Source organism: Micromonospora sp. ABR4_055, assembly GCF_056160425.1.
The window spans coordinates 1-9,582 of the sequence record NZ_JBSWXD010000206.1 but is presented as its reverse complement, the minus strand read 5'-3'; the positions used below and the strand labels follow the sequence as shown (position 1 = coordinate 9,582).

The 9,582-nt window shown below is 70.3% G+C and carries 14 protein-coding genes; 12 read left to right on the top strand and 2 right to left on the bottom strand.

Features of this window, described 5'->3' with window-relative positions:
• Window positions 1-140 precede the first annotated feature (140 nt).
• Complete coding sequence (locus ACXAHD_RS29520) at window positions 141-1,295, bottom strand: hypothetical protein (RefSeq protein WP_475054727.1); 1,155 nt, start codon at window positions 1,293-1,295, stop codon at window positions 141-143.
• A gap of 323 nt (window positions 1,296-1,618) precedes the next feature.
• On the opposite strand from ACXAHD_RS29520, the gene ACXAHD_RS29515 reads away from it, so the two are divergent.
• From ACXAHD_RS29515 to ACXAHD_RS29475, 9 genes are all read left to right on the top strand, one after another.
• Window positions 1,619-2,236, top strand: a complete 618-nt coding sequence (locus ACXAHD_RS29515) for an E2/UBC family protein (protein WP_281550654.1) — start codon at window positions 1,619-1,621, stop codon at window positions 2,234-2,236.
• A complete protein-coding gene (locus ACXAHD_RS29510) occupies window positions 2,236-2,769 on the top strand; it encodes a hypothetical protein (RefSeq protein WP_475054724.1) in 534 nt (177 codons plus the stop codon). Before ACXAHD_RS29515 ends, ACXAHD_RS29510 begins: the two co-directional genes overlap by 1 nt.
• Complete coding sequence (locus ACXAHD_RS29505; RefSeq protein WP_475054721.1) at window positions 2,757-3,854, top strand: HesA/MoeB/ThiF family protein; 1,098 nt, start codon at window positions 2,757-2,759, stop codon at window positions 3,852-3,854. The genes ACXAHD_RS29510 and ACXAHD_RS29505 overlap by 13 nt, the downstream gene beginning before the upstream one ends.
• Window positions 3,855-4,720: 866 nt before the next feature.
• The gene (locus ACXAHD_RS29500; RefSeq protein WP_475054719.1) at window positions 4,721-5,629 is read left to right on the top strand and encodes a reverse transcriptase domain-containing protein; all 909 of its coding nucleotides are present in this window, start codon (window positions 4,721-4,723) and stop codon (window positions 5,627-5,629) included.
• Window positions 5,626-6,618 (top strand): CRISPR-associated endonuclease Cas1, encoded by a 993-nt coding sequence (gene cas1 / locus ACXAHD_RS29495; RefSeq protein WP_475054714.1) that lies wholly within the window; start codon window positions 5,626-5,628, stop codon window positions 6,616-6,618. The genes ACXAHD_RS29500 and cas1 overlap by 4 nt, the downstream gene beginning before the upstream one ends.
• Before the next feature lie 5 nt (window positions 6,619-6,623).
• The gene (locus tag ACXAHD_RS29490) at window positions 6,624-6,902 is read left to right on the top strand and encodes a CRISPR-associated endonuclease Cas2 (RefSeq protein ID WP_421438834.1); all 279 of its coding nucleotides are present in this window, start codon (window positions 6,624-6,626) and stop codon (window positions 6,900-6,902) included.
• Window positions 6,899-7,189: a CRISPR-associated endonuclease Cas2 gene (locus tag ACXAHD_RS29485; protein ID WP_475054710.1), complete on the top strand. Its 291-nt coding sequence runs from the start codon at window positions 6,899-6,901 to the stop codon at window positions 7,187-7,189. Before ACXAHD_RS29490 ends, ACXAHD_RS29485 begins: the two co-directional genes overlap by 4 nt.
• 66 nt (window positions 7,190-7,255) lie before the next feature.
• The gene (locus tag ACXAHD_RS29480) at window positions 7,256-7,540 is read left to right on the top strand and encodes a type II toxin-antitoxin system Phd/YefM family antitoxin (RefSeq protein ID WP_475054709.1); all 285 of its coding nucleotides are present in this window, start codon (window positions 7,256-7,258) and stop codon (window positions 7,538-7,540) included.
• 14 nt (window positions 7,541-7,554) lie between these two features.
• Window positions 7,555-7,764: a DUF397 domain-containing protein gene (locus tag ACXAHD_RS29475; RefSeq protein WP_289213204.1), complete on the top strand. Its 210-nt coding sequence runs from the start codon at window positions 7,555-7,557 to the stop codon at window positions 7,762-7,764.
• Window positions 7,765-8,056: 292 nt separating this feature from the next.
• Here ACXAHD_RS29475 and ACXAHD_RS29470 read toward each other — a convergent pair whose 3' ends face one another.
• Window positions 8,057-8,263 carry a helix-turn-helix transcriptional regulator gene (locus ACXAHD_RS29470; protein WP_421438838.1) on the bottom strand — a complete coding sequence of 69 codons (207 nt, stop codon included), beginning with the start codon at window positions 8,261-8,263 and terminating at the stop codon, window positions 8,057-8,059.
• Window positions 8,264-8,388: 125 nt separating this feature from the next.
• Here ACXAHD_RS29470 and ACXAHD_RS29465 point away from each other — a divergent pair, with 125 nt between their 5' ends.
• From ACXAHD_RS29465 to ACXAHD_RS29455, 3 genes are all read left to right on the top strand, one after another.
• Complete coding sequence (locus ACXAHD_RS29465; RefSeq protein ID WP_475054705.1) at window positions 8,389-8,682, top strand: DivIVA domain-containing protein; 294 nt, start codon at window positions 8,389-8,391, stop codon at window positions 8,680-8,682.
• Window positions 8,683-8,795: 113 nt separating this feature from the next.
• Window positions 8,796-9,044, top strand: coding sequence for a hypothetical protein (locus ACXAHD_RS29460; protein ID WP_289213201.1), 249 nt, complete (start codon window positions 8,796-8,798; stop codon window positions 9,042-9,044).
• Window positions 9,041-9,232, top strand: a complete 192-nt coding sequence (locus ACXAHD_RS29455; protein WP_475054703.1) for a hypothetical protein — start codon at window positions 9,041-9,043, stop codon at window positions 9,230-9,232. The genes ACXAHD_RS29460 and ACXAHD_RS29455 overlap by 4 nt, the downstream gene beginning before the upstream one ends.
• The last annotated feature ends 350 nt before the right edge of the window (window positions 9,233-9,582 follow it).

Genomic DNA, 9,582 nt, shown 5'->3' with positions numbered 1-9,582 from the left:
GGGTGATTCCTGGTTTTTTTTTGTGTGTGTGGTAGGGTGAGGGTGTACTTTGTTGTGGTCGTAGGGGGGGGGGGGGGGGTGGGGGTGGTCGGTGCCTCCCCCCCCCCCCCCCCCCCCCCCCCACTCCCCTGATACCCGGACTATCCGGGCTGTTCCGAAAGGAGATCGTCCAGCCACTCGACACCGGCACCGGCGACGAGGACCGCGAGGATTTCCAGTCGCCGACGGGCGATGCCGGCCGGCAGCCGCAGTCGTCGTGCGCAGGACTTCTCCAGGTCGACGGCGGATCGTTCGAGCGCGACATCGCACATCTCGGCGAGCAGTTTCGGCAGCCCGCTGCGGCGTGCGGCCGGGTTGGCCAACAGTCGCAGCAGCACTTGGCGGCGGCGACGCCGTTGGGGAGTGTCGCCGGGGTCGGCGTACCGCTCGGCCGGGTCGCCCGGGGCGGTGCCGCGGATCGGCCGGGCACCCGGCAGGTCGTCGCACGGGTCGAGCCGGTCGGCGCGACGGTGCAGTGCGGCGGCGACGTTCGCTTCGTAGAAGGCCGGGTTGATCCGCCGGAGTTGGTCGACGGCCGCCGTCAGACGCAGGCGTACCTGCTGGTCGGTGAGTCCGTGCTTGGCCGCTGCGTGCGGGATCCGCCACGGGTCGGCGACCTGGTCGCGCAGCCCGATCACGAAGCTGATCAGCAGGTCCAGGCCGACCGGGTCAGCGGCCAGCGGCGCTGCCCAGCGGGCGGTGGTCAGGTCGCGTTCGGGGCGGGCGTGCATGCCGCGCGCCGTCGCCGACCGGCGGCGCAGTTCGGCGATGGCCTGGCGTTGGTCCTGGTGCACGAACTGCCAGTAGACGGCGCGTAGCCAGGGTGCGATGTCGGCGTTGGCCCGGTCCGGGTGGTGGGCGTAGCGGAGCAGGTCCGCGCCGGCGGCGTCGGGGTCGACCGTCGAGGCGTGCGGCCCGTAGAGGAAGGACACCACCTGGTTGATCTCCTCGATCCGGCTGGGGCCGCCGACGCCGACGCCGGTGCGGGCGCTGCCGCTGGCGGTGCCGTGGTCGGTGGCGTTGCGCCGCAGTCGGTCGAACTGGCGGCGGATGTGCTCGTCGCGTACGTCGGCGCAGTTGGCGCACAGGTGCAGCCACCGGTTGGCGGCGCGCGGGCTGTCGACGCAGTGGCTGGTGCCGTGCACGGTGCGCGCGATGACCATCCCCAGGTGGTGGGTCATGGCGCGGACGACGGCGAGGAAGAAGAAGGCGTACGTGTCTTGCGGGTCTTCCGGTGAACGCAGTGCGGTGTCCATCGAGGTGCCTCCCGTTGCGACGCAGGAGAACAGCGGGGTGGATGAGCAGGCGGGGCTGGGTGCCCGCCGGACGACACCGGTGTCGTGATGTGGTGGGGAGCGACCGCCCAGGGCGCCGGCCCGAGGACCGTGGACGGGGAGTGAGGCAACCAGTGAGACTAACTCCCGGTGCTCATGTGAACACCATACGTGTGGTTACTCGATGGTAGCAACTGGAGGTCGATCCGAGGCCGGTGACCGTCCACACACGTCCACCTGGTGGACTGCGCTGCCACTTCGTCCATCTGCTCCAGGTAGGAGCAACCCGGCAACCGGAGGACGACATGGGCAAGACGATCAGGATCAACGGGGTCGACGTACCGGTGATCGACGACATGCTGTCCGGCCGCGACATCAAGCGGGCGGCCGGCCTGCCGCAGGAGCGGGTCCTGGTCCGCCAGGACGACGACCGCAACGTCATCGTCCCCGACGACCAGCGGATCCGCGTCGCCGATCAGCAGCAGTTCACCCACCACGCCCGGCACTCCAAGGCAATGACCACGCTCGACCCGAGGCGGCTGCGCATCCGCCACGAAGCAGCCCAGCTCGCGTACGCGTACCCCGGGCTGACCGTCGCCGACGACGAATCCTGGCTGCACATCCCCGAGTTCCGGCTCCCGCCGCACTGGGAGCCGGACCGCACCACCGTGCTGATCGTGCCGCCGGCCACCTACCCGGAGACCGCCCCAGACGGATTCTTCCTCGGCGACCACCTGCGCCGCCGCGACGGCCGCGCGCTCGTGCAACCCGCCCACTACTTCTCGGCCTACAAGAACCGATACGCCGAGCTGGGGTACCGCTGGTACTGCCTGGAAGACCCGGAACGCAACTGGGATCCGCGCTTCGACTCGCTGGTCAGCTACGTCGAGGCGATCCGCACCTACCTCGGCACGGTCGACTGATGACCTGCGTGCTGCGGATCAGCCACGACACCTGGGACACCGTACGGCGGCATCTGCGCGACAGTGACGACGAACGCGGCGCCTACCTGCTGGCCCGCGCCGGCCGGTGGACCGACCCGTGGGGCGCCCGGGCCGTCACCGACTTGCTGGTCACCCGGGCCATCCCGATCCCGGACGACGCGCTGTCGGTGCAGAACGGCGTACGGATCGAAGTCGCCGCCTGGCTGACTAGGGAGGTGCTGATCGCCTGCTTCGAGACCGGCCTGTCCCTTGTCGACGTGCACAGCCACCCGTTCGCCGACGACACGGTCAGGTTCTCCGGCCTGGACGTGGAGAACATGCGCCAGACGCACACCGAGTTCCTTGACCGGATGCCGGCCGCGCCGCCGGTCGGGGTGGCGTCGCTGGTGCTCGGGCAGGCGTCGGTCGCCGGCGCGTACACCGACCCGGACGACGGGACGCTGCGGATGCTCGACCGGTTGGTGCTGCTCGGCGACGACGACCTGACCGAGGTGAAACTGTGCCGATTCTGACCACACCGGTCCTGACCGCACCGGCCGGTGGGCCGGACCCGCAGGCCGGTGCCACCGGGCCGAACCCGGCGGACCGCTACGACCGGCAGGTGCGGGCGTTCGGCCCGCACACGCAGCGCCGGCTCGCCGAGCTGACCGTCGCCGTGGTCGGCCTCGGCGGCGTCGGCAGCCAGGTCGTCCAGTCGCTGGCCCACCTGGGGGTGGGTGGGCTGCTGCTGGTCGACCCGGACACGGTCACCGCCACCAACCTGAACCGTCTGGTCGGTGCGAAGCCGGCCGACGTGGCGCGGGCGGCGACCAAGGTCACCGTCGCGGCCCGCACGGTCCGGACCATCAACCCGCAGGTACGGGTACGCGGCATCGCCGGCAGCATCCTCGACCCGGTCGTCTGGCAGCAGGTGCGCCCGGCCGAGGTGATCGTCGGCGCGGTCGACGGGCACGCGCCACGCTGGGCGTTGAACCGGCTGGCCGTACAGTACGCCCGCTGCTATCTCGACGTCGGGGTCGAGCTGGGACCGGCACCCCGCCCGGAGCCGTCCGACGACCACAATCAAGAAGCTAATTCCCGGGTACGGCTGGAAGCCGGCGGGCATCTGGCGGTGGTCCGCCCCGGTGGCCCGTGCCTGCTCTGCCTGTCCGGCTACGACCCGCGTCTGGTGGATGCCGAGCTTGACCCGGGGTTGGCTGCTGCGCGCCGGGCGGCCGGCTACCGGGTCGACGATCCGGCCGAGCCGACGCCCAGCGTGGTTTTCCTCAACCAGATCATTGCCGGGTACGCAGTCGGCGAGCTGCTGAACTATGTCTCGCCGTGGCGGTCACCGGTGCGGTATCTGCTGGTGGACGCGGCGGCGAACGAAACGACGGTGCTGGACGCCGACCGCGACCCGGAGTGCCTGGCCTGCGGGCCGGACTCGCCACGCGGTCTGAGTGACGCCGCCGGCCCACCGTCCGTGGCCCGGACGACTGCGCCTCCAGCGGCGCACGACGCTGCCGGAGCACCGCCGAGCCCGAACACCCAGCCATCCCGATATCCGTCATCCGGCGAACCAGCCCCGCGCAACGAGTCCCGCCACCACGACACCTGATCCCAGGCCGGCTGACGCCGGCTCTCGATAGACCCAATGCGACTCCGCGTGATCCCGTCACGGGATTTTCTCCCCCGACGGGATCACGCGCTGCGGTGCATCGGGGATCAATGCTGCACCGTCGTGGTACGCCACTCGCGGACACCACGAAGGGCATTTCGCTTGCCCAACTCCGGTGTGGTTTTCGTGTGTCCGGGGACCGTGATCGGCAAGCGGTCGGCGGAGAACATGCTGTTTCAATCCGGCGCGGTTTTCGTGTGTCCGGGGACCCGGCCCCTCCGATGCCGCTGAGCGGCGTCGTCACCGGTTTCAATCCGGCGCGGTTTTCGTGTGTCCGGGGACACCTGTGGTGGCGAAGGGTGTCGGGCATCGCACGTCGAGTTTCAATCCGGCGCGGTTTTCGTGTGTCCGGGGACTTGACAACGGTAGGCCCGGCATCACGTACGCCGGGGTTTCAATCCGGCGCGGTTTTCGTGTGTCTGGGGACATGACCGCATCGGTACCCTCGTCGACAGGCACAACGAGTTTCAATCCGGCGCGGTTTTCGTGTGTCCGGGGACCGTGTCCGAAATGTCGGGCGGTCTGAGCTGGGCAAACATGGTGTTCCGAGGGCAACCTCTTGTTGATCATGATCTTGAGGGAGCCTCGAATGATCTCCGTGGGGAAGGTTTTCGCAGCTCAGGTGCACTTTGGGATCTTTCCGCCAACCTACCCGGGATCCCGGGCGTGTCGGAGGTTGTCGCAAGGGGCATTTCCGGACATAAGCTCCTGTTGATCTCGGCGGCGACGTCGATGCCACCGATTCTATCGGAGTTCGTCCGTCCGATCTCGGCATGAATACCTCTCCTTCCCGGCTGTTGAGTCGGATGTCTGACCAGCCGACGTTGTGGGCCGCCTGGTCGCGGGTCGCCGCCGGCACCGCACTCGCCGGAGCGGACGGCGTGACCGTCGCCGAGTTCGCCCACCACCTCGGCCCACGACTGGAGTCGCTGTCCGCGCTGCTGCGCAGCGGCGAATACACTCCGCAACCCCTTCGACTGATGACCGTCACCCGTGGTGGCGAGCGCCGCGACCGGGGCATTCCGACCGTCGCCGACCGGGTCGCCCAGCGCGCTTTCCTGCACGTCGCCGGCGACCGGTGGGAGACCCGCCGCGCCGAGGTCAGTTTCGCGTACCAGCGGGGTCGTTCCTGGGTGGACGCGCTGACGATGGCTCTCGCGTACCGGGACAAGGGTTTGCGCTATGTGGTCCGCGCGGACATCGCGGATTTCTTCGCCAGCGTCGACCACCAGCTCCTGCACGAGATGGTCAGCGGCAGTCTCGCCGACCCGGCGGTCAGCCGGATCGTACGCGGCTGGTTCACCGCGCCGATGCTGACCGCCGCCGGTCTGCGTACCCGGGGTCGGGGTGTTCCCGAAGGCGCGCCGATCAGTCCGACCCTGGCCAATCTCTACCTGCGTGAGTTCGACGCCCGGGTCGACGGCCGGCACGGCCGGCTGGTGCGTTACGCCGACGACCTGGCGCTGTTCTGCCTCGACCTCGACGCGGCGGTCAACGGCGCCCGGCAGATCGGTGCCGAGCTGGCCGCGCTCAACCTGCGGCTGCACCCGGGCAAGACGCAGATCACCACGTTCGACGCTGGGTTCAGCATGCTCGGCTGGGTGTTCGACGGCGAGCACGGTCGGCCCAAGCAGCCCAACGCGGACTGGACGCACCCGCTGCTCAACACGCCGCAGCGGGGCAAGCTGCCGGCCAGCAACGGGAGCCGGCGATGATCGGCAAGGCGTTCCACGTGATCGGCCCGGACTGCGTCCTCGGCCGGCGCGACGGCCGGCTCGTCGTGCACCGCGACGGTGTGCTGCGTGCCTCCGCGCCGCTGACCATGGTCGGCGAGGTCGTCACCACCGGCCGGGTGACCGTCACCCCGCACGCAATGCACAGCATGCTCGCCCACGACATCCCGTTGATCCTGCTCAGCCGCAACGGCCGACCGCTCGGCCGGCTCGAACCGCCCACCGCCGGGCACATCGCCGCCCGGCTGCGTCAACTCGACCGGCACCGCGACCCGGCTGCCCGGCTCGACCTGGCCCGTGCTGTCATCCCCGCTAAGATCGCCAACCAGGCGACGCTGCTGCGCCGCCGCGCGAAACGCAGCGGCGACCCGGCGACGGTGTGGGCGGCGGTGACCCGGCTCGCCGAGTTCGAGCAGGCCGCCAGCGCCGCCACCGACCTGGCGCAACTGATCGGCATCGAAGGAGCGGCGGCCGGCGCGTACTTCCGGGCCATCCGGGTGATGACCCCGGCCGAGTACGGCTTCGCCGCCCGCGACCGCAGCCGCCGCGACGTGACCAACGCGCTGATCAACTACTGCTCGGCGCTGCTGCGGGAAACCGTGCACGGGGCGATCCTCGCCGCCGGGCTCGACCCGTACCTGTCGTTCCTGCACACCCCGAGCCGGGGCCGGCCCACGCTCGCCTTCGACCTGATGGAGGAGTGGCGGCCGGCGCTGCTGGAGAACACCGTACTGGCGATGCTCGGTCTGCGTACCGTGACCGACGCCGACTTCGACGGCACCCACCTGACACCCGGCGCGACGTCCGCGCTGATCTCGCGGTTTCAGGCCCGGCTGGCCATGCCGGCCCGCGAATGGCCGGCCCCCGCCGACCAGCCGACCTACCACCAACTGGTACGCCGCCAGGCGCTGCGGCTGCGCGGCTGGCTGCTCGACGAGCAGGCGCAGTACCGGCCGTTCCGCTGGAGGTGACCGTCATGCAGCCCAGCTGGTGGACCGTCACCTTCGACCTGCCCGACGACCGCGACCGGCGGCAGCTGACGACGCTGCTGCGCCGCCACGGCGTACGGGTGCTGTACAGCGTCTTCACCATCCACATCGGTGACACGCACCTGGACCGGTTGCTCGCCGCCAGCGCCGAACGGTTCACCGGCGGCGGGCACCTGCTGGCCCTGCCGTCCTGCCCGGACTGCGAAACCGCCGGGTACGGCGTACCGCTGGAAGTCCTCCCCGAGCAGGGCTGGGCCGGCTGGTGAACCGGCCGGTGCTCGTCGTCTACGACATCGTGAACGACCGTCGCCGCGCCGAGGTACGCGCCCGGCTCGGCCCGATCGCCGACCGCTTCCAGTACAGCGGGTGGCTGGTGCCACAGGAGGTCAACCTGACCGCGGCGCGGGTCGTCGCCGACCTGGCCGCGGTCGCCGGCCCGGCGGACCGGATCCACGGTCACGCCCCGTGCCCCGGCTGCGCCCGCCGGGCCAGGTGGCTGCCGGCCCGCCAGCCACACCGCCTCACCCGCCAACCCGGCTGGACCGCCCACTGAACGTGGCCGCCGATCTACTGGGGTCGCCAACGTGGCTGGCAAGGCACCGGGCGGTACGGTGCCCGTGTGGAGCGGATCACGCTGGAAGACCTCCGCGATGACGCGGGCAGGGCGCTGGAGTCGGTCGGGCGCACCGGCGAGCCGGTCATCATCACCACGCACGAGCGGCCGGTGGCCGTACTGGTCGGGATCGACGAGTGGGAAGAGCTCGAAGCGTTCCGGGACAGCAAGGACGCTGCGGTGATCGCCCGCTCCCGTGCCGAGGGACAGTTCGTGCCGCTGTCGGCGGCGCTGGAATCGCTCGGGGTCGAACCTCGTGAAGTTCAAGCTGCAGCTGGGGCGGGTCGGTGAGGAGAATCGAGGTCATGAGCAGCTTTCCAGCCGCAGGTTGGCGCAAGTCCACGCGGTCGGGCGGCGACGACAACTGCGTCGAGGTGAACGTGACGGGTGATCGGGTGGGCGTGCGGGACAGTAAGGCCGGCCCGGCGGGTCCGATTCTCGACTTCAGCCGTACATCGTTCGCCTCGTTGCTCCACAGCCTGCCCGCCAGACAGGGGTACCCCGAACGGACGTGATCCCCGTTTCCGGTTGCTGACCGCGCGTGGGGTGGCGGCGGCACCTGATGGTGATCCGCAGGGAACGCCCTTGGACGGTGTGGCGGCGGCGATGCGGAACCGGCCGGACGCGGATGTGCTGGCCCAGGCGCGGGAGACCCTCGCGGGACATGCCGAGTCGGTTGGCGGAGTGTCGGGCGTGTGACCTGCCGGCGCGCGCCGCCGACAGGTGACGACGTACATGGAAGGACGTAGATCAGTACCTCGCCCGAGCCGGCGGGGTCCGCGCTGCCGACTCGGAGGGCGGAGAAGGCTACTCGTCGTCGTCCGGGCGCGGCGGCCGGTTGTGCTTCGCCCACTCGGTGATCTCGGCGGCGAGGTACACCTTCATGCCGCGTAGCTCCTGGTAGGGCTTCGGAAAGCCGGGTCGGCGAGCGATCTGTTGGAACCGCTGCCGAGACACGCCGAGGTACTCGGCGATCTCGTACGGACCCATCAACTCGCCCGGTCCTCCGGTCATGAGCCGAACGGTAGGCATGTTCGGGTCTACCCAATCGGGCCTACCCTATTGACTACTCCTGCAAATGTGGCTCATGATTCGCGTGTGCCAGCAGGGATCGGGAGACGCGGGATCGGGGTTGCGCAGTGTTCGAGGGCGTGGGGCATCAGGTCGAACCGCACCAGGTCAGGGCGGTCCGGTTCGGGTCGCGGTGGCGTGGGCTGGACCCCGACGAGGTGTACGTCTATCTGGGGCTTCTCGCCGACGAGCTGGATCGGCTGGTCCGACAGAGCGATGCCGCTCGGACCGAGTCCGAACGGCTCCGGGAAGGACTGTGGCAGTGGCGGCAACGGCACATCGGCTGCCGGTTCGACGACCCGCCGCCGGCATCGGGTGATCCGGAGCCCGGTCGGCAAGCCCGGAACGGGGGTCGGTGGTGAGCGGCGGAGCTCGCTGGACAATCCACGTACCCACCCCTGGCCAGACGGGGCGGCCTCGATCGGCGCGGACACGCCAACCCGGGGCCTTGATCGGACACGGGAGGTCCGACCCGATGAATAGTTTCCCCGCCCCACCGGACGAACTCGCACCCGCCCGGCTGATGGCGCTCTACCCGCCCGGCAAGAGCCCTGTCATCGACCGGGTGGAGAACGCGCTCCGGGCGTTCGAGGCCACCGACCGGCCCAGCGCCGAACGTCTGCTGTCCATGTGGGCACACACTCCGGAGCTGTCCCGCCGAGAGCGGGCCGCCGTGCTCGCCCGGTTCGATCCCACCGATTCGGGCGGAGGGCGTACGTCGTGACGATCCTGGTGATCGGCCCGCGTGAGCTGCCTAAGACGGACACGGTGGAGGTGTGGTGTGACGCGGGTTCCGGCGGGACGGGGCAGCGCGTCAAGGTTCCCGTGAAGCTGCTGACCCTCTCCGAGCGCGACCGCGGGGAGGGCCGAACGGCGCTGTACGAGTACGAGTCGTACTACTGCCGGGAGTGACCGACCCCGGGTAATTCTGGCCGGGCGTTCCGTCGTCCGTGTGGGCGAGGCGGCCGGAACTGGCTCGGGCGGTTACGTCGTACGGTGCCCCGGCTCCATGACCGGTCACTGGTGCCCAACGCCTCCGCCAACGGGCATCGTACGGCCGGGCGCGCTCCGGGCCTTCCGTTCCGCTTGGGCGACCTGGCGGACCTCGGGGGGTGGGGGGGGGGGGGGGGGGGGGGGGGGAGGGGGGAGGGGGGGGGGGGGGTTGGTGTGTGTGTGGTGTTTCTTGTTTTTTTGTTTGTGGTGTTTTGTTTGGTGGGTGGTTTTCTCCCCCCCCCCCCCCCCCCCCCCCCCCCCCCCCACCC

What these genes read in the sequence shown, in the direction of transcription:
- ACXAHD_RS29520 (WP_475054727.1), bottom strand. Translation starts at nt 1,295, where the DNA reads ATGGACACCGCACTGCGTTCACCGGAAGACCCGCAAGACACGTACGCC.
- ACXAHD_RS29515 (WP_281550654.1), top strand. Translation starts at nt 1,619, where the DNA reads ATGGGCAAGACGATCAGGATCAACGGGGTCGACGTACCGGTGATCGAC.
- ACXAHD_RS29510 (WP_475054724.1), top strand. Translation starts at nt 2,236, where the DNA reads ATGACCTGCGTGCTGCGGATCAGCCACGACACCTGGGACACCGTACGG.
- ACXAHD_RS29500 (WP_475054719.1), top strand. Translation starts at nt 4,721, where the DNA reads ATGTCTGACCAGCCGACGTTGTGGGCCGCCTGGTCGCGGGTCGCCGCC.
- cas1 (WP_475054714.1), top strand. Translation starts at nt 5,626, where the DNA reads ATGATCGGCAAGGCGTTCCACGTGATCGGCCCGGACTGCGTCCTCGGC.
- ACXAHD_RS29490 (WP_421438834.1), top strand. Translation starts at nt 6,624, where the DNA reads ATGCAGCCCAGCTGGTGGACCGTCACCTTCGACCTGCCCGACGACCGC.
- ACXAHD_RS29475 (WP_289213204.1), top strand. Translation starts at nt 7,555, where the DNA reads ATGAGCAGCTTTCCAGCCGCAGGTTGGCGCAAGTCCACGCGGTCGGGC.
- ACXAHD_RS29470 (WP_421438838.1), bottom strand. Translation starts at nt 8,263, where the DNA reads ATGACCGGAGGACCGGGCGAGTTGATGGGTCCGTACGAGATCGCCGAG.
- ACXAHD_RS29460 (WP_289213201.1), top strand. Translation starts at nt 8,796, where the DNA reads ATGAATAGTTTCCCCGCCCCACCGGACGAACTCGCACCCGCCCGGCTG.